This window comes from Enterobacter sp. JBIWA003, from assembly GCF_019968825.1.
Taxonomy (GTDB): domain Bacteria; phylum Pseudomonadota; class Gammaproteobacteria; order Enterobacterales; family Enterobacteriaceae; genus Enterobacter; species Enterobacter quasiroggenkampii.
In genome coordinates, this window is the sequence record NZ_CP074170.1 from 4,939,457 (window position 1) to 4,956,417 (window position 16,961).

Below are 16,961 nucleotides of genomic sequence, written 5' to 3' on the forward strand. Positions count from 1 at the left end.
TTGCGCTATTTAGGCCGTCTGGCCCGGAGAGAATTCTGGCTGCCAGAGCACCTGAAGCTGTTCAATATCGTCGCCGTTAATCAGCTGGCGCACCATATCGGCAATCTGTTTCCCGACGCCCTGGCGGGTAGACTGGATCACCGACGCCACGTCAATATCGACAATGCTGTCCTGGGGTAGTCCGTCATAGACCACCAGCGAGACGGCGTTGTCGCCGGATAAACGCCCCATCTGCGCCAGCGCCATCGCCGCGCCGTCGCCGTGGGTGTTGCAGTCGGTGATGATGGCCGTGGGCGGCTGCGGCAGGGCAAGCAGTTCTTTCGTGGTGGCATACCCGACGCGGCGCGAAGGCGGCATAGCGCGCAGCCATTCGCTGGAAAGCCCGGCTTCCCGCAGGGCGTCCAGATAGCCCTGACGGCGCTGGGTGATAAACGCCTGATTGTTGCTTTCGCCAAGTAGCGCGATACGCTGATGGCCTTTCTCGATCAGCCAGCGGGTAGCCTGATGCGTACCGGCGTAGTTGTCGAAATCAAACCACGCGTACGGCTGCGGGAGATGGCTGCGCCCGAGCGCCAGGAAAGGAAAACCGGCCGCCTGCAGCTGCTCAAGACGGGGATCGTGATCCAGCGTGTGTGCCACGATCAGCGCATCCACACGGCGGCTTTGCACCATGCGCATATAGCTGTGTTTATCGGCCAGATCGTCATCGGCAATCAGCAACAAATCGATTTCATGTCGCGCCAGTTCGTGGCTAATTTCGCCGACCATGTCCATAAATACGCTGTTATTGAGCGGAACAGGATGGACCGGGAACACCAGCCCAACGGCGTCAATTTTGCCCATCTTCAGGCGGCGGGCGAAGGTGTTCGGTCGGTAACCACGGCGCTGGGCCTCTGCTTCCACGCGTGAGCGCGTCTCGGCGGAGACGTCGTCATATCCGTTGAGGGCGCGGCTGACGGTGGTGACTGACAGCCCCAGTTCTTTGGCAATGGCTTTAAGCGACATGAGTTTCCGTATCTCTGTTAGTTTTGTTCCGCCACCAGCAGCGCGTAAGTGTCTGGCTCCAGGGCCTTGAAGATATGCGGCTGATCGGCGGGATAACAAATGTAATCCCCTGCCCCGAGCTCTTCCGCCGCGTCGAGCAGACCGACCAGCGCCCGCCCCTGCGTCACAATAATATGTTCAACCGAGCCAGGTGGATGCGGCTGTGAAATACGGTCTGCTCCCGGTTGGGTCATCAGAAGATAGACATCGCGGCGCGCGCCAGGGGGGCATGCCGCCAGTAAAATGGCTTCATAGTTAGCCTGTCCAGCCACCACTTTTGTCCCTTCACCACGGCGGATCACCTGCGTGGTCGGCAACTGTGGCTCAAGCAAACGGGCGAAAGGAATATCCAGCGCCACGCAGAGCGACCACAGCGTTTCCAGGCTAGGGTTACCGTTGCCGGACTCCAGCTGGGAAAGCGTGGATTTTGCGATCCCGGCACGGCGGGCAATTTCCGCCAGTGAAAGCCCGGTTCGCAGGCGTTCTCGCACCAGACTTTTGGCGATCAGGCTGATCGGCTGCGTCATATAACGGCCTCGCGTTCTATAAAACGAACAAATCGTTCGTCTTGAAAATCAGTTTCGTTGCGTTCATTATAATGGATACACGTTCGATATGGCTAAAATTGTATGAAGCATCATCTCTCTTGTCTGAAAGGCGACACCATAAAAGCAATCATTCTGGTCTGCCTCGCGGTGGGCGTGGTCGGAATGTCCTACGGCTCACTGGCGATGGCCTACGGTTTCCCGGTCTGGGTGCCGTTTGTGCTCTCCATTACCGTGCTGGCGGGCGCGTCTGAGTTCATGTTTATCGGCATCGTGGCGAGCGGCGGCAATCCGCTGGCGGCTGCGGCGGCAGGTTTGCTGGTCAATGCGCGGCATGTGCCGTTTGGCGTGACGGTGCGTGAGCTGGTGGGCAAGCGCGGTCTGAGCCTGCTGGGCTGCCACATCATGAACGATGAAAGCGTGGTGTTTGGCCTGTCGCAAAAAACCGCCGAACAGCGTAAAGCCGCCTACTGGCTATGCGGCTTAGGCGTTGCCCTCATCTGGCCGCTGGGCGCGCTGCTGGGTGCCATGGTGGGCAAACTGTTGCCCGACCCGGAAACCATCGGGCTGGACGCGGTATTTCCGGCCATTCTGCTGGCATTAGTGGTTCCCGCATTTAAAAACCGTACCACGCTGATCCGCGCCTGCAGCGGCGCCGTGTTATCGCTGGCCGCCGTGCCGTTTGCCCCGGTGGGATTACCGGTACTGCTCTCTTTACTCGGTCTTGCCGCGAGGAAAAAATAATGGAAAACATGACGGTCTTTATTCTCGGCATCGCCATTCTTTCTGCCGGAACCTATTTAATGCGCCTTGGCGGTGCCAAACTCGGCAACCGGCTGGCGTTGTCGGAGCGTTCTCAGGCGCTGCTGTCAGATGCGGCAACGGTATTGCTGTTCTCCGTCGCGCTGGCGACCACCTTTTATGAGGGAGAACACTTCGCAGGCATGGCGCGCGTGCTGGGCGTGGCGTTTGCGGTGTTTTTGGCCTGGCGGAAAATGCCGTTAATCGTGGTGATTGTGGCCGCGGCGGTGGTGACGGCATTGCTGCGCGTGGCGGGCATAAACTAAAAAAGCGCCCCGGGGGCGCTCTTTCGACGGTGTGACTCGCTTATTTGTTCAGTTCAGCAGTCATGTGTACGCGGTTACCGGAGAATGCCTGGGTAATTTTGTACGATGACGCGCCCGCTTCCTGAGCCTGAGCCGCGATTTTCGCTTCTGCACCATCAATGGTAGAGGCGGTTGCGGTCACAGTCTGCGCAGCGAAAGAACCGAAAGAAGCAGCCAGAGCGATTACAGCGACAAAAGTTTTGATGCTTTTCATGATTTAAACCCTTTCATTAAGTTGTTTAGGTAAGGCACCGTGCCTTGATGAGATAAATACTAGACCTCATCGCGAACAACTAAAAGCGGAAGGATTTGCTAATATCATTCAAAATTACTGATCAACTATTAATCGCTGAGGATGGGTATAAATCGTCGCCCTTCCCGGCTTGCAGAAGCCCACCAGCGTCAGGTTACAGCGCTCCGCTACCTCTACCGCCAGCGTGGTCGCCGCCGACACCGCGAACAAAATTTCCACACCGCACATGGCGGACTTTTGCACCATCTCGTAGCTGGCCCGGCTGGAAACGAGCGCCGCGCCCTGCTGCCAGACCTGACTTTCACGCGCACGACGACCGAGCAGCTTATCCAGCGCCACGTGGCGACCCACGTCTTCATGCCCACCAGCAATCTCTCCCGACGGCAATACCCATGCCGCCGCGTGCGTGCAGCCGCTCAGCTGGCCGATGGGCTGTACGTCGTTGAGATGCTCAAGGGCGGGGTCGAGGTGCGCCAGATTAAAGGTCTGAGTAAACGGCAGTGGCGCAACGGGCTTGCCAATATCGTTAAGCTGCTCAACGCCGCACACGCCGCAGCCGGTACGCCCGGCCAGCGCGCGACGACGCTCCTTAAGCCCCATAAAGCGGCGGCTGGAGAGTTCGATTTGCACTTCAAGACCGTTGCAGGCCTGGACCACGTCCATGCCGTAGATCTCTTGCGGATGCTCGATGATGCCTTCCGAGAGGGAAAAACCGATGGCGAACAGCTCAAGATCTTTCGGAGATGCCATCATCACCACATGCGAGATGCCGTTGTAAACGAGCGCAACGGGCACTTCTTCCGCCAGAAAATCGGGCGTGGCATCGGTTATGCGGGGCGGTCGGTGTACCGACAGTTCCACAATGCCGGCAGGCAGGGGTGACGAGTGGGGATCACGGTTTTGTTTAGACACAGCGGTATTCCTGAACAACCACGGAAGCGAGCGTGCTATTGCAGCATAAACCACAGGCTGTACGCATAGTATGGATCAACTTTTCGACAACCATTCTCCTACTCATTTAGCAGGGGTGCAACCTGACACCGGCTACATCGCTTTAACATGCAGAGCTGTTAATGTGATCGATATCACACTTTATAATCAACATGGTGATAATACGTTCACTTTGTATTAACGCCATTAGAACAGCGGTACCGACAATGTGGTATTCTGATGATATCCCTCGTGGAATTGAGGGATTAACGCAAATTTTTCTCCTTTGCGGTCATTCTTCAACCGCGAAGTCAAAACTACATATGTAAGCAATGTCGAAACAAGGAGTGACCCATGCAGGTCAGCAGAAGGCAGTTCTTTAAGATCTGCGCTGGCGGTATGGCAGGCACCACGGCAGCGGCACTGGGCTTTGCGCCCGGCGTAGCGCTGGCGGAAACGCGGCAGTATAAACTGCTGCGCACCCGTGAAACCCGTAATACCTGTACGTACTGCTCTGTCGGTTGCGGGCTGTTGATGTATAGCCTCGGCGACGGTGCTAAAAACGCCAAAGCGTCTATTTTCCATATCGAAGGCGACCCGGATCACCCGGTTAACCGCGGCGCATTGTGCCCGAAAGGGGCCGGTCTGGTGGACTTTATCCACTCCGAAAGCCGCCTGAAATTCCCTGAATATCGCGCGCCGGGTTCCGACAAATGGCAGCAAATCAGCTGGGAAGAGGCGTTTGACCGCATCGCTAAACTGATTAAAGAAGACCGCGATGCCAACTTTGTTGAGAAGAACGCCGACGGCGTCACGGTCAACCGCTGGCTCTCCACCGGGATGCTGTGTGCTTCTGCTTCCAGTAACGAAACCGGTTATTTAACCCAGAAATTTACGCGTGCACTCGGTATGCTCGCGGTCGACAACCAGGCGCGTGTCTGACACGGACCAACGGTAGCAAGTCTTGCTCCAACATTTGGTCGCGGTGCGATGACCAACCACTGGGTCGACATCAAGAACGCCAACCTCATTGTGGTGATGGGCGGTAACGCCGCTGAAGCGCACCCGGTCGGGTTCCGCTGGGCGATGGAAGCCAAAATCCACAACGGTGCGAAACTGATTGTGATCGATCCCCGCTTTACGCGTACTGCGTCAGTGGCGGATTTCTACACCCCTATTCGTTCAGGTACTGACATCACTTTCCTGTCAGGCGTACTGCTGTACCTGATGACCAACGAAAAGTACAACCGCGAATACACCGAAGCCTATACCAATGCCAGCCTGATCGTGCGTGAGGATTACCACTTCGAAGATGGTCTGTTTAGCGGTTACGACGCTGAAAAACGCAAGTACGACAAAACCAGCTGGAACTACGAGCTGGATGAAAAAGGTTTTGCGAAGCGCGACACCACTCTGCAACACCCGCGCTGCGTGTGGAACCTGCTGAAAGAGCATGTCTCCCGCTACACGCCGGAGGTTGTCGAAAACATCTGTGGGACGCCGAAGGCGGACTTCCTGAAGGTGTGCGAGCTGATCGCCGAAACCAGTGCGAAAGACAAAACTGCGTCGTTCCTGTACGCCCTCGGCTGGACGCAACACTCCATCGGCGCGCAGAACATCCGCACCATGGCGATGGTTCAGCTGCTGCTCGGCAACATGGGGATGGCAGGCGGCGGCGTGAACGCCCTGCGCGGTCACTCCAACATTCAGGGTCTGACCGACCTCGGCCTGCTGTCTCAGAGCCTGCCGGGCTACATGAACCTGCCAAGCGAAAAACAGACCGACCTGCAAACCTACCTGACGGCCAGCACGCCTAAACCGCTGCTTGAAGGCCAGGTGAACTACTGGGGCAACTATCCGAAGTTCTTCGTCTCGATGATGAAAGCGTTCTTCGGGGATAAAGCGACGGCGGAAAACAGCTGGGGCTTTGACTGGCTGCCGAAGTGGGACAAAGGTTACGACGTTCTGCAGTATTTCGAGATGATGCACCAGGGCAAAGTGAACGGCTATCTGTGCCAGGGCTTTAACCCGGTTGCCTCGTTCCCGAACAAGAACAAGGTTGTTGAGTCGCTGTCAAAACTGAAGTTCCTGGTGACGATTGACCCGCTCAATACCGAGACCTCGACCTTCTGGCAGAACCACGGCGAATCGAACGACGTCGATCCGTCGAAGATTCAGACCGAAGTGTTCCGTCTGCCGTCAACCTGCTTCGCGGAAGAGAACGGGTCTATCGTCAACTCCGGACGCTGGCTGCAGTGGCACTGGAAAGGCGCGGACGCCCCGGGCATCGCCATGAACGACGGCGAGATCCTGGCCGGTATCTTCTTGCGCCTGCGTAAGATGTACGCGGCAGAAGGCGGCGCGAACCCGGAACCGGTCCTGAACATGACCTGGAACTACTCGACGCCGGAAAACCCAGCGCCGGAAGAAGTGGCGATGGAGAGCAACGGTAAGGCACTGGCGGACGTTATCGACCCGGCCACCGGCACCGTGCTGGCGAAGAAAGGCGATCAGCTTAGTACCTTCGCCCACCTGCGCGATGACGGTACCACCTCCAGCGGCTGCTGGATCTTTGCCGGTAGCTGGACGCCGAAAGGCAACCAGATGGCCAACCGCGATAACGCCGACCCGTCAGGCCTTGGCAATACGCTGGGCTGGGCATGGGCGTGGCCGCTCAACCGCCGCATCCTCTATAACCGTGCGTCCGCTGATCCGCAGGGCAACCCGTGGGATCCGAAACGTCAGCTGCTTAAGTGGGACGGCGCGAAATGGGGCGGCGTGGATATTCCGGACTACAGCACTGCCGCACCGGGCAGCGACGTTGGGCCGTTTATCATGCAGCCTGAAGGGATGGGGCGTCTGTTCGCTATCGATAAGATGGCGGAAGGTCCGTTCCCGGAACACTACGAGCCGTTTGAGACGCCGCTGGGCACCAACCCGCTGCACCCGAACGTGGTCTCTAACCCGGCTGCCCGTATCTTCAAGGACGACTTTGAAGCGCTGGGTAAAAAAGACAAGTTCCCGTACGTGGGTACCACCTACCGTCTGACCGAACACTTCCACTACTGGACCAAGCACGCGCTGCTTAACGCCATCGCGCAGCCGGAACAGTTTGTGGAGATCGGCGAGAAGCTGGCGAACAAGCTCGGCATTGCCCATGGCGATACCGTGAAGGTCTCCTCTAACCGCGGCTACATTAAGGCCAAGGCGGTGGTGACCAAGCGTATTCGCACGCTGAACGTTCACGGTCAGCAGGTGGATACCATCGGTATTCCGATTCACTGGGGTTATGAGGGCGTGGCGAAGAAAGGGTTCATTGCGAACACCCTGACGCCGTTCGTCGGTGATGCGAACACGCAGACGCCGGAGTTTAAGGCCTTCCTCGTGAACGTGGAAAAGGTGTAACGGAGACGACTTATGGCTTATCAATCTCAAGACATTATCCGTCGTTCCGCGACTAACGGTTTCACGCCCGCGCCTCAGGCGCGGGACCACCAGCAGGAAGTGGCGAAGCTTATCGACGTGACGACCTGTATCGGCTGTAAAGCCTGTCAGGTGGCCTGCTCTGAGTGGAACGACCTGCGTGACGAAGTGGGTCACAACGTCGGGGTGTACGACAACCCGGCAGACCTGACCGCCAAGTCCTGGACGGTGATGCGTTTCTCGGAAGTGGAGCAGAACGACAAACTGGAATGGCTTATCCGCAAAGACGGCTGTATGCACTGTGCGGATCCGGGCTGCCTGAAGGCATGTCCGTCAGAAGGGGCTATCATTCAGTATGCCAACGGCATCGTCGACTTCCAGTCCGAACAGTGCATCGGCTGCGGCTACTGCATCGCAGGCTGTCCGTTCGACGTACCGCGCCTGAACCCGGAAGACAACCGCGTCTACAAATGCACCCTGTGCGTGGACCGCGTTACCGTCGGCCAGGAGCCTGCATGCGTGAAGACCTGCCCAACCGGCGCAATCCACTTTGGCTCCAAAGAGGATATGAAAACGCTGGCGGCAGAGCGCGTGGGCGAGCTGAAGACCCGTGGTTACGACAACGCGGGCCTGTACGATCCGGCCGGGGTTGGCGGTACACACGTGATGTACGTGCTGCACCACGCCGACAAGCCGAATCTGTATCACGGTCTGCCGGAGAACCCGGAAATCAGCGCTACCGTGAAGTTCTGGAAAGGCATCTGGAAACCGCTGGCAGCGGTGGGCTTTGCTGCCACCTTCGCAGCGAGCATCTTCCACTACGTCGGCGTCGGTCCGAACCGCGCGGAAGAGGAAGACGACAACCTGCATGAAGAGAAAGACGAGGTGCGCAAATGAGAAAACGTGACACCATCGTGCGCTACACCGCGCCGGAACGCATCAACCACTGGGTCACCGCCTTCTGCTTCATGCTGGCGGCGATAAGCGGGCTGGGGTTCTTCTTCCCGTCCTTCAACTGGCTGATGCAGATCATGGGGACACCACAGCTGGCGCGCATCCTGCACCCGTTTGTGGGCGTCATCATGTTCGCGTCGTTCATCATTATGTTTTTCCGCTACTGGCACCATAACCTAATCAATCGGGATGATATCTTTTGGGCGAAGAATATTCGTAAGATCGTCGTCAACGAGGAAGTGGGTGACACCGGGCGTTATAACTTCGGCCAGAAATGCGTATTCTGGGCGGCGATTATCTTCCTGGTCCTGTTGCTGGTGAGCGGCGTGATCATCTGGCGTCCGTACTTTGCGCCTGCTTTCTCAATCCCGGTGATCCGATTCGCGCTGATGCTGCATTCATTTGCCGCAGTGGCGTTAATTGTGGTTATCATGGTGCATATCTACGCCGCCCTTTGGGTGAAAGGCACCATTACCGCGATGGTGGAAGGATGGGTAACCAGTACGTGGGCGAAGAAGCATCACCCGCGCTGGTACCGTGAAGTCCGCCAGAAACAGGAAAAGTCATCTGAATGAGTATTCGCATAATCCCGCAAGATGAGCTGGGGTCGAGCGAGAAACGCACGGCGGATTATATTCCGCCGTTGTTATTCCCCAGACTCAAGAACCTCTATAACCGCCGCGCAGAGCGTCTGCGCGAGCTGGCAGAGAACAACCCGCTGGGCGATTTTCTGCGTTTTGCCGCGCTGGTCGCCCACGCGCAGGAAGTGGTGCTGTACGATCACCCGCTGCAAATGGATCTGACCGCGCGCATCAAAGAAGCCAACACGCAGGGCAAGCCACCGCTGGACATTCACGTCCTGCCGCGCGACAAGCACTGGCAAAAGCTGCTGCATTCGCTCATTGCCGAGCTGAAGCCGGAGATGAGCGGTACCGCGCTGGCGGTCATTGAAAATCTGGAAAAAGCGTCCGAACAAGAGCTGGAAGAGATGGCGAGCGCGCTGTTTGCCTCTGACTTCTCGCTGGTCAGTAGCGATAAAGCGCCGTTTATCTGGGCTGCGCTGTCGCTTTACTGGGCGCAAATGGCGAGCCTGATCCCGGGTAAAGCGCGCGCCGAATACGGCGAGGCGCGCCAGTTCTGCCCGGTCTGCGGCTCTATGCCAGTTTCCAGCATGGTGCAAATCGGCACCACGCAGGGGCTGCGCTACCTGCACTGCAACCTGTGTGAAACCGAGTGGCACGTGGTGCGCATCAAGTGCAGCAACTGCGAACAGACCCGCGATCTGAACTACTGGTCGCTGGAAAATGAAGACGCGGCGGTGAAAGCCGAAAGCTGCGGCGACTGCGGCACTTACCTGAAGATTCTGTATCAGGAAAAAGACCCGAAAGTCGAAGCGGTAGCCGACGATCTTGCCTCGCTGATTCTGGACGCGAAGATGGAGCAGGAGGGCTTTGCCCGTAGCTCGATCAACCCGTTCCTGTTCCCGGGTGAAGGGGAGTAATTCCCTGTGACAGTGCCGGGCGGCGCGTGCTTGCCCGGCCTACAATTGATAAGGTAAAACCACCCCGGCAATCCCCTGAAAGTCTTTGGTATTCCGGGTGATTAACGGGCAATTTCTGCTTTGGGCAGTCGCTAAAATAATGGCATCCGGCAGTTTCATGCCATGCTTCTCACGGAGCACGACGCTTCTTTCTGCGATCTCTCGGGTTACATCGATAACCTCAAATGCGCCCATTACCGCCGCGGTTTTCGCTTCGTGGCCATGTTTGCGCGCCCCTACCATGACTTCCATCCATGTGATTAGACTGATTGACCGGTGCGATGCTGTGTTTTCGATCGTATTTGCTGCCTCGACGCGATTGTTGAAAAGGTCGATCAGGATATTGGTATCAAAAACCGCCATGTGTTCCATCACTACCACTCCTCACGCAGCTTGCGCTCATACTCTAAACCATCTTCTTGCTGGTTCCCCCAAAGACCAAGCGCATCACGGATAACGGACGAGCTTTGCTGATCGAGATACTGCTCAATTGCTTCACGCAGTAATTCGGCACGAGGTTGGTTACGCAACTGTTTGAGGTTATCGAGACGTTGAATAACGTCATCCGACAAATCGATCAGAATTCTGCCCATGCTAAGCTCCGCCAGTAAACTCATATATCACCTCAGTATATCACCATTGTCTATTTTCAAGGCAACATACGCTTTCTCTCAGTAGGGTTAAAGTCCCTGGCAATAGTTATCCTTCCATTTGCGAGGCGCTTTCCAGATTGTTGCCCTCAACACTATTCTTGTTTTCTTTTGAATCAAACCAGGCTATAAAACTGTTCATACATACAGTAAAAGGGAATTTTCATGGCGCTGGAACAAGGTATTGCACAGCTGGTTCAGGGGTTTATCGCTGCAGGTCGGCCCTCGTCACGTCGCCAGAGCATTGAGGTGCGACGAGCAGGCTATATTGCCAGCACAGGGCTTGCCGGGGAGACCGAAACGCGCGTTCAGGTGGAGACGCTTGTTCTTGAGGGTCTTACCATTCGGGTATTTTCACCTCTCAATGCACCTGAACTATTGCCTGCTGCCATCTACTACCACGGCGGATGCTTTATCAGCGGCGGCTTTGATACCCATGACAACCAACTCCGTCAGTTAGCCTGCTACGGCAACTGCCGGGTGATTGCGATTCAGTACAGACTGGCGCCGGAGCATACTTTCCCCGCCGCACATGACGATGCGGAAAGAGGTGCAGATCTGGTCTGGCACTATGCGGACAAACTGGGCGTGGATAAAAACCGGATCACCCTCTGCGGAGACAGCGCAGGGGGACATCTTGCGCTGGTAACGGCGCTGCGGCTTAAGGTTAAAGGGCTGTGGCAACCTGCGCAGCTCATTCTCATCTACCCCATGCTCGACGCCACGGCCAGTTTTGAAAGCTATGCCCTCAATGGCACGGATTACATCATCACCCGCGATACCCTGCTCAGTGGGTATGAAATGTACCTCGCTGACACCGACCGCCAGCACCCCGAAGCAAGTCCGCTGTGGCGCGATGATTTTTACGGTCTTCCGCCTGTGCACATTATTACCGCAGAGTACGATCCGCTCTGCGATGAGGGCGAAATGTTGTTCCAGCATCTGACGGAGCAGGGTGTGAAGTGTACCGCTCAGCGCTGGCTGGGCGTCATCCATGGCTTCTTTCAGCTTGGCGGCGTTAGCCAGTCAGCGCGAGACGTTATGCGGGATGTCGCCGGGCGGATTCAGCACGCCCGGGAAGCGTGAACAGGAGATTACTCCTCCTCGTTCCCACCCTCTTCATACGCGCCAAAAGGCTTCGCCGGAAGAACGATATAGGTGCCTTCAAACACCGCGCCCGGTGTTTTATCGCCAAACAGTTCAACCTGCATTTGTACGCGAGCCTTGCGGCCACGAGCCAGACGGTCCAGATCGCCGCCCAGTGACCCCAGATCGGCCACCGCACTCGGCTTGCCGCTGATCGGTGCGCTATAGCGGATATGAGCATCGGCAAGAATGATGGTGCCACCCAGATGGCGCTCGCGCAGCATCAGCCAGATCAGTCCCCAGCCGGTGAGCGTGGCCAGTGAGAACAGGCTGCCGGCAAACAGCGTGTGGTGCGGGTTCTGATTGCCGGTTTCCGGCATGGTGGTAATAAATTTTTGTCCGGTGTACTGCTGAATGCGCACGCCCATTTTTTCACTGAGCGGAATATGCTGATACCAGGCCTGCTGGAGCTGTCCGCACCAGTCGGCGCGATGCAGAATATCGTCCAGGGTGGCGATGGGTTTGATCATCAAAAAATGACGAATCGGCGTGGTTTGCGGGGTCGTGATTTCCCCCTGATTCACAAAACCGAGTTTAGCGAAGAACTCAACGGCATCTTCGCGGGCGCTACAGGTGACGCGCTTAACGCCTTCCTGACGGGCGACGGATTCCAGGGTCATCGCCATTAGCGTACCCAGACCTTTGTCCTGCACGGAGGGATGAACCGCCATAAAGCGAATAGACGCTTCGTTATCGGCGTTGATATACAAACGCCCGACGGCCACGAGGTTGCCCTCTTCGTCCATCACCATCTGATGGTGGGCCATCGCGTCCCAGGCGTCGCGTTCAGAGCCTTTTGGCTGATGCAGTGGTTTGCGCAGCATTTCCCAGCGGAACTGGTAATAAGCGTCTAACTCTTCTTCCGTTTGCGGTACTCGAAGGTGATACATAGCTGTACTCTCTCTTGTTACCCGCGGCCATGCCGTAAGTATGCTCATACCTGGAGCCAGAATGTGACGGGGCCATCGTTCACCAGCGATACCTGCATATCTGCAGCGAATCGTCCGGTTTGCGTATTCATGTCCTGCTGGCGACAACGCTCAACAAAGTACTCGTAAAGTGCTTCTGCACGATCCGGCGCGGCCCCTTTGGAGAAACTCGGGCGCATACCGCGCTCGGTATCCGCTGCCAGCGTAAACTGGGAAACCACCAGCACGCTGCCGCCTGCCTGCTGGACGTTCAGGTTCATTTTGCCTTCCGCATCGCTGAAAATACGGTAGCCCAGCACGCGCTCACATAAGCGGTTGGCTTTTTGTTCATCATCATCCTTTTCGACACCTAACAACACCAAAAGTCCTGGGCCAATTTCACCCGTCACCTCTCCCTCCACGGTGACGCTGGCACGGGTTACGCGCTGTATCAATGCAATCATGGTTGGTCTGCTTCTTGTTGTTTTTCAGCTGCTGCTGCTTTTTTAAGTTCGCGGTATACACCGAGAGTGACAGTTATTTCAGCACCAAGCAAGACGATACACCAGGTCCAGTAGACCCAGACAAACAAAATGGGGATCACCGCCAGCACGCCGTAAATCAGCTGATAGGACGGAAACATAGTGATGTAGAGGGCAAACCCTTTCTTACCGAGCTCAAAGAGCAATGCCGCCACCAGCGCCCCCACGACCGCATCGCGGTTAGGCACGCGCGTGGTCGGCACGACGCTATAGAGCAGCCAGAACGAGAGCCACGACAGGATCAACGGAAAGATGCGAAGCACATTATCAATAGCGCCGTTTAAATCACTCGCCCAGCGCAGGGAGAGCAGATAAGAACTGATTGCCAGGCTCGCCCCGGCCAGCAACGGCCCCAGCGTGAGGATCATCCAGTACACGGCAAAGGAATAGACCTTTGGCCGCGCTTTTTTACTCCGCCAGATCGTGTTTAGCGCGTTATCGATGGCATACATCAACAGCAGCGCGGTGACGATAAGACCGCACGCCCCCACTGCCGTCATCTTGCTGGAATTGGCAACAAACTGCTCAATGTAGTTCTGGATAACATCCCCGGTTGCCGGAATGAAATTCGCAAAGACAAAATGACGAAGCTGCACGCTGACGTCCGCAAACATCGGAAAGGCGGAGAACAGGGCAAAGATGACCGCCACCAGCGGCACTAACGAGAGCAATGACACGTAGGCAAGGTTACCCGCCAGCGTGGTCATATTGTCCTCATCAATCCGGTGCCAGAGCAGTTTCAGCCAGGCCCGCAGCGGGCGAGTATGGTGCGTGGCTTTTTGATGAACGGTTTTTAGCATAGCTGCTTCGCAAAGTAGTCAGGTATCGTCTCTTTTCCGGTCACCAGAATTGACGTAATACCCAACTGGTTAGCTCTCTCTATATTATCGGCGTTGTCATCGAAAAAGACCGCATCGGCCGCGGTGAATCCCTCTGCCTGCAGAACAGCCTGATAAATTCGCGCTTCAGGTTTACGCATCCCCATCTCCTGCGAGAGATAGATCTTATCCGCCGCCGCCTTAACTTCAGGGTACTCCTCAGGCCAGAACGTGGTGTGCAGACGGTTGGTGTTTGACAGCACAACGACCCGATGTCCCTGCTCGCGAAGCTTATGCATGATGTCGATCACCTCAGGCCGGATGGCGACAAATACGGCCTGCCAGCCGTGTGAAAACTGCTCGTAGCTTAACGGTAGATCCATCTCCTGACAGAAACGTTCAGCGAATTCTTCATCGCTGATCTCGCCGCGTTCATGCTGATGGAAGGTCTCACCCATCGCGAAATTTTGCTTTAACGTTGCCAGCGGCACGCGGCTAAAGTCGCTCCATGCACCCAACACGCGATTAAAATCGATATCGACGATGACGTTTCCTAAATCAAAGATATAAAGCATGTTTATCTCCTGCTCGCCGTGGAGAAGTAACTGTAGCGGGAATAAAGAGATTTGACTATGCGTGCGCTCTAAGGTGTGCGATCGATTTTTACGGCGCGTTTTTACGACAGTAAAGTGAAGGGACGTTTGACGCGGCAAAAAGCCAGGCTCCCCGGTACTCATCAATCATCAGGCTCAGGTCCCGACCCGGCGTACGGTAAAAGCCCGGTAACGTTGCGTTGATATCAGCCTCATCCGCATTATCGGCGAAGGTTTTAACAATACGATCGTTATTTAACACGCGCGCATTCTGATGGTAACTGTAGTGAAAATAGATGGTCCGGTTAACTTCAGACACCGTCTGACCAAATAATTTACCGTTAATGATGGTCGCGCCCTCCCGATGCTGCATTCGCCAGGAAACCGTACCCACAAATCGGTTTTTACCAATCGTCCATTCCACATTTCCCGTGCAGCGTATCGGCGTACTCGACAAATTCGAGTACGCTAACCAGCCGCTGGTAATAACCGCCACCAGAATCGCCCCCAGCAAAATAATACGGTTTCGAAGAGTCATCATTGCTCGTGTGCCCAAAAATAATGGGTGGTACAAAACGCGGCCGCGTCGCGTCGCGGATCCTTATTACAGGCAAACGCCGCGATTCGCTCCGTTTTACTGTAGCCAATGAGAAAAACGTATCGTTTTTCGGCACACAGGCCAGGGTTATTGTTTAACAAGCGCAAGTAATGGTCCTGCATAGGTTCGTTAGGCGCAAAAAAAAGCTGGCAGGCACTGCTGCCCGTAGAAAGTGGAATGTAGTGACTAAACGGCATGTTCTGGTGCTGTTTGTATAACATCCCCCCGTTGATAAGCGCGATCAGCAAAAGCGTTGCGGTCGTTATTATCAGCCAGGCCGGACTCTTCACCGCGGTGCTATCGGCAACGACTGCGTCTTTATTGGCTATTACCGGCTCAGCGCCTGGAATAAATCGTTCAACCTGGGTGGCTTCGGAAAGCATAAGCCCACGACGCGAAATCGTTTTTACCGTATCGCGCGGTAACCCCACCTCAGCCAGGGCGTTGCGTAATGTCAAAATAGCCTGATAAAAGGTATTCGGTGTGGTGACGTCATTGCGCTCACCCCATCCCACTATCATTAACTGATTTTGCGAAATTATTTCTCCGGGATGGGTGACGAGATAGAGAAAACAGAGGTTGGCAGGAAGCTGCAATTGTATCGAGCGCCCGGAAATATGATTTACCAGGGTTTTGTTTTCTGGATCATACTCGACCAATTTGTTAATGAGATACAATTTTCCTTTCCTCAGCAATAACAATACTTAACCATACACACCAAAAAGACATACGTATATTTAACAAGAGTATAGGTCAGAAGGATCAGGACGCGATACCACTCCAACTAAGATTAAAAATAACACATTCATTTTCAATATGTTAAGAGATGCTTTTCTTAGGTTTTTCTCATCTAAAACGACATAATGAGATTTCATTACACTTCGCCAGACCAAATAATTATATTGAGCCACAACAAGAGAAAAGACGGTCGTTGCGGCAGATTAAAGAAACGAATCTTTAGCTTTTAGTGCTATTTCGTGAATCTTCCCCTGGGATTTTTTTTGTCGAATAATCTTAAGGTACTGACGAATATTCCTGGAATACGTTGACCAACATATGTCCTTTCGCGATGGCTATGGCCTGACAGAATAGGCATCACCAGGAATTTATATTCTTTATCACTATTTTTCATAAACAAGAGAGGGCCACTGGATATGTTTCAAGATTGACACATTTGCATGGCAGTGAAATATTGACGGTGAAAATAAGACAGGAGTGGACTGGATGATAACATCGTCGCATAAGGTTGTCCGCTGTATAAGCTGTGAATTGTCCTGTCAGTTATATCCAGATAACACAGTACGTTCACAATATTGTGGAAACGCCTCGTTCGCAGTTTGGCCAGGTGATAACCATTTCCTGCAGATTGCAGTAGAAAATAAAATAGTGCGAGGAAACAAGAATCACTTATTACGCGGATTTATATTTGTAGACTTTTCAATGTACAACCTGCGCGCACTTGCCGATCCGCAATGGATTGAACGTCTGGCGAGAACTAACATGAACATTGTGATTATCTCAGACCGCAAGCTGGAAGCATTGGCCAATTATTTTCTCACTCACCGCAGTGAAATAAAGGGAGTTATTTATTCGAATGACAGTGACATTATATTAAAAGAAAAAATTAGCCATCTATTCACCGGGAGACGAGTGAATAGCAGACGCGGCAGTATCTTAAATGCTGTTGAATTCACGTTACTTAACAGATTTTTGTCAGGAGCGTGCCTTCAGGAGATTATAAAAACAGACGGCATTGATGTTAAAAAAATTTACGTCCATAAAATACGACTTGAGAGGAAGTTAGGTACCAGCATTCATAAAATTCTCGTTTCTATTTTGTAATTTCAACCTGTTTACCTACCCACATTTAATGGTGTGGAGGATGTTCTACGCCTGAAAGAAAGGGGGAAG

The 16,961-nt window shown here is 54.6% G+C and carries 20 protein-coding genes; 8 read left to right on the forward strand and 12 right to left on the reverse strand.

What is annotated here, in order from left to right:
- Positions 1-9: 9 nt before the first annotated feature.
- Positions 10-1,005 (reverse strand): LacI family DNA-binding transcriptional regulator, encoded by a 996-nt coding sequence (locus tag KGP25_RS23950; RefSeq protein WP_223539707.1) that lies wholly within the window; start codon positions 1,003-1,005, stop codon positions 10-12.
- A gap of 17 nt (positions 1,006-1,022) precedes the next feature.
- Positions 1,023-1,571 (reverse strand): XRE family transcriptional regulator, encoded by a 549-nt coding sequence (locus KGP25_RS23955; RefSeq protein WP_023309744.1) that lies wholly within the window; start codon positions 1,569-1,571, stop codon positions 1,023-1,025.
- A 102-nt stretch (positions 1,572-1,673) separates the two neighbouring features.
- On the opposite strand from KGP25_RS23955, the gene KGP25_RS23960 reads away from it, so the two are divergent.
- Together KGP25_RS23960 and KGP25_RS23965 are read left to right on the forward strand one after the other, a co-directional pair.
- The gene (locus KGP25_RS23960; RefSeq protein WP_223539708.1) at positions 1,674-2,333 is read left to right on the forward strand and encodes an AzlC family ABC transporter permease; all 660 of its coding nucleotides are present in this window, start codon (positions 1,674-1,676) and stop codon (positions 2,331-2,333) included.
- On the forward strand, positions 2,333-2,656 hold the full coding sequence (locus KGP25_RS23965) for an AzlD domain-containing protein (RefSeq protein WP_008501826.1): 324 nt from the start codon (positions 2,333-2,335) through the stop codon (positions 2,654-2,656). The genes KGP25_RS23960 and KGP25_RS23965 overlap by 1 nt, the downstream gene beginning before the upstream one ends.
- Positions 2,657-2,696: 40 nt before the next feature.
- Here KGP25_RS23965 and KGP25_RS23970 read toward each other — a convergent pair whose 3' ends face one another.
- On the reverse strand, positions 2,697-2,909 hold the full coding sequence (locus KGP25_RS23970; protein ID WP_021242795.1) for a DUF1471 domain-containing protein: 213 nt from the start codon (positions 2,907-2,909) through the stop codon (positions 2,697-2,699).
- 114 nt (positions 2,910-3,023) lie between these two features.
- Positions 3,024-3,860 carry a formate dehydrogenase accessory sulfurtransferase FdhD gene (fdhD, locus tag KGP25_RS23975; protein WP_045909097.1) on the reverse strand — a complete coding sequence of 279 codons (837 nt, stop codon included), beginning with the start codon at positions 3,858-3,860 and terminating at the stop codon, positions 3,024-3,026.
- A gap of 372 nt (positions 3,861-4,232) precedes the next feature.
- On the opposite strand from fdhD, the gene fdnG reads away from it, so the two are divergent.
- The 4 genes from fdnG to fdhE are packed head-to-tail and all read left to right on the forward strand — an operon-like array spanning position 4,233 to position 9,756.
- Positions 4,233-7,283 (forward strand): formate dehydrogenase-N subunit alpha, encoded by a 3,051-nt coding sequence (fdnG, locus tag KGP25_RS23980; RefSeq protein WP_223539709.1) that lies wholly within the window; start codon positions 4,233-4,235, stop codon positions 7,281-7,283.
- A 12-nt stretch (positions 7,284-7,295) separates the two neighbouring features.
- Positions 7,296-8,198 (forward strand): formate dehydrogenase subunit beta, encoded by a 903-nt coding sequence (gene fdxH, locus KGP25_RS23985; RefSeq protein WP_008501831.1) that lies wholly within the window; start codon positions 7,296-7,298, stop codon positions 8,196-8,198.
- Positions 8,195-8,830 (forward strand): formate dehydrogenase cytochrome b556 subunit, encoded by a 636-nt coding sequence (gene fdoI, locus KGP25_RS23990; protein WP_008501832.1) that lies wholly within the window; start codon positions 8,195-8,197, stop codon positions 8,828-8,830. The genes fdxH and fdoI overlap by 4 nt, the downstream gene beginning before the upstream one ends.
- Positions 8,827-9,756, forward strand: coding sequence for a formate dehydrogenase accessory protein FdhE (gene fdhE, locus KGP25_RS23995; RefSeq protein ID WP_111967919.1), 930 nt, complete (start codon positions 8,827-8,829; stop codon positions 9,754-9,756). Before fdoI ends, fdhE begins: the two co-directional genes overlap by 4 nt.
- A 39-nt stretch (positions 9,757-9,795) precedes the next feature.
- Here fdhE and KGP25_RS24000 read toward each other — a convergent pair whose 3' ends face one another.
- Positions 9,796-10,167 (reverse strand): type II toxin-antitoxin system VapC family toxin, encoded by a 372-nt coding sequence (locus KGP25_RS24000; RefSeq protein ID WP_080347348.1) that lies wholly within the window; start codon positions 10,165-10,167, stop codon positions 9,796-9,798.
- Positions 10,168-10,169: 2 nt separating this feature from the next.
- Positions 10,170-10,412, reverse strand: a complete 243-nt coding sequence (locus KGP25_RS24005; RefSeq protein WP_048226827.1) for a ribbon-helix-helix protein, CopG family — start codon at positions 10,410-10,412, stop codon at positions 10,170-10,172.
- Positions 10,413-10,610: 198 nt separating this feature from the next.
- Here KGP25_RS24005 and KGP25_RS24010 point away from each other — a divergent pair, with 198 nt between their 5' ends.
- Positions 10,611-11,531, forward strand: coding sequence for an alpha/beta hydrolase (locus KGP25_RS24010; RefSeq protein WP_223539710.1), 921 nt, complete (start codon positions 10,611-10,613; stop codon positions 11,529-11,531).
- An 8-nt stretch (positions 11,532-11,539) separates the two neighbouring features.
- On the opposite strand, the gene fabY is transcribed toward KGP25_RS24010, so the two are convergent.
- The 6 genes from fabY to KGP25_RS24040 all read right to left on the reverse strand — a co-directional run bounded on the left by fabY (position 11,540) and on the right by KGP25_RS24040 (position 15,727).
- Entirely contained in the window at positions 11,540-12,481 is a 942-nt protein-coding gene (gene fabY / locus KGP25_RS24015) for a fatty acid biosynthesis protein FabY (RefSeq protein ID WP_023309755.1), read from the reverse strand.
- A gap of 44 nt (positions 12,482-12,525) precedes the next feature.
- Positions 12,526-12,963, reverse strand: a complete 438-nt coding sequence (gene dtd, locus KGP25_RS24020; protein WP_006808716.1) for a D-aminoacyl-tRNA deacylase — start codon at positions 12,961-12,963, stop codon at positions 12,526-12,528.
- The gene (locus KGP25_RS24025; protein WP_045909090.1) at positions 12,960-13,841 is read right to left on the reverse strand and encodes a virulence factor BrkB family protein; all 882 of its coding nucleotides are present in this window, start codon (positions 13,839-13,841) and stop codon (positions 12,960-12,962) included. Before KGP25_RS24025 ends, dtd begins: the two co-directional genes overlap by 4 nt.
- Positions 13,835-14,434: a glucose-1-phosphatase gene (yihX, locus tag KGP25_RS24030; protein WP_223539711.1), complete on the reverse strand. Its 600-nt coding sequence runs from the start codon at positions 14,432-14,434 to the stop codon at positions 13,835-13,837. The genes KGP25_RS24025 and yihX overlap by 7 nt, the downstream gene beginning before the upstream one ends.
- Positions 14,435-14,522: 88 nt before the next feature.
- Positions 14,523-14,993 (reverse strand): hypothetical protein, encoded by a 471-nt coding sequence (locus KGP25_RS24035; protein WP_045909088.1) that lies wholly within the window; start codon positions 14,991-14,993, stop codon positions 14,523-14,525.
- Positions 14,990-15,727: a winged helix-turn-helix domain-containing protein gene (locus KGP25_RS24040; protein ID WP_126535047.1), complete on the reverse strand. Its 738-nt coding sequence runs from the start codon at positions 15,725-15,727 to the stop codon at positions 14,990-14,992. Before KGP25_RS24040 ends, KGP25_RS24035 begins: the two co-directional genes overlap by 4 nt.
- A gap of 547 nt (positions 15,728-16,274) precedes the next feature.
- On the opposite strand from KGP25_RS24040, the gene KGP25_RS24045 reads away from it, so the two are divergent.
- Positions 16,275-16,892 (forward strand): transcriptional regulator, encoded by a 618-nt coding sequence (locus KGP25_RS24045; RefSeq protein WP_048028364.1) that lies wholly within the window; start codon positions 16,275-16,277, stop codon positions 16,890-16,892.
- Positions 16,893-16,961: the final 69 nt, after the last annotated feature.

Bases quoted from the DNA above. Each gene is read 5' to 3' on its own strand.
- fabY (WP_023309755.1), bottom strand. From the start codon at position 12,481: ATGTATCACCTTCGAGTACCGCAAACGGAAGAAGAGTTAGACGCTTAT.
- KGP25_RS24000 (WP_080347348.1), bottom strand. From the start codon at position 10,167: ATGGAACACATGGCGGTTTTTGATACCAATATCCTGATCGACCTTTTC.
- KGP25_RS24005 (WP_048226827.1), bottom strand. From the start codon at position 10,412: ATGAGTTTACTGGCGGAGCTTAGCATGGGCAGAATTCTGATCGATTTG.
- KGP25_RS24010 (WP_223539710.1), top strand. From the start codon at position 10,611: ATGGCGCTGGAACAAGGTATTGCACAGCTGGTTCAGGGGTTTATCGCT.
- KGP25_RS23950 (WP_223539707.1), bottom strand. From the start codon at position 1,005: ATGTCGCTTAAAGCCATTGCCAAAGAACTGGGGCTGTCAGTCACCACC.
- KGP25_RS23960 (WP_223539708.1), top strand. From the start codon at position 1,674: ATGAAGCATCATCTCTCTTGTCTGAAAGGCGACACCATAAAAGCAATC.
- KGP25_RS24035 (WP_045909088.1), bottom strand. From the start codon at position 14,993: ATGATGACTCTTCGAAACCGTATTATTTTGCTGGGGGCGATTCTGGTG.
- KGP25_RS23955 (WP_023309744.1), bottom strand. From the start codon at position 1,571: ATGACGCAGCCGATCAGCCTGATCGCCAAAAGTCTGGTGCGAGAACGC.
- fdxH (WP_008501831.1), top strand. From the start codon at position 7,296: ATGGCTTATCAATCTCAAGACATTATCCGTCGTTCCGCGACTAACGGT.
- KGP25_RS24045 (WP_048028364.1), top strand. From the start codon at position 16,275: ATGATAACATCGTCGCATAAGGTTGTCCGCTGTATAAGCTGTGAATTG.
- KGP25_RS23965 (WP_008501826.1), top strand. From the start codon at position 2,333: ATGGAAAACATGACGGTCTTTATTCTCGGCATCGCCATTCTTTCTGCC.
- fdhE (WP_111967919.1), top strand. From the start codon at position 8,827: ATGAGTATTCGCATAATCCCGCAAGATGAGCTGGGGTCGAGCGAGAAA.
- KGP25_RS24025 (WP_045909090.1), bottom strand. From the start codon at position 13,841: ATGCTAAAAACCGTTCATCAAAAAGCCACGCACCATACTCGCCCGCTG.
- dtd (WP_006808716.1), bottom strand. From the start codon at position 12,963: ATGATTGCATTGATACAGCGCGTAACCCGTGCCAGCGTCACCGTGGAG.
- KGP25_RS23970 (WP_021242795.1), bottom strand. From the start codon at position 2,909: ATGAAAAGCATCAAAACTTTTGTCGCTGTAATCGCTCTGGCTGCTTCT.
- fdoI (WP_008501832.1), top strand. From the start codon at position 8,195: ATGAGAAAACGTGACACCATCGTGCGCTACACCGCGCCGGAACGCATC.
- yihX (WP_223539711.1), bottom strand. From the start codon at position 14,434: ATGCTTTATATCTTTGATTTAGGAAACGTCATCGTCGATATCGATTTT.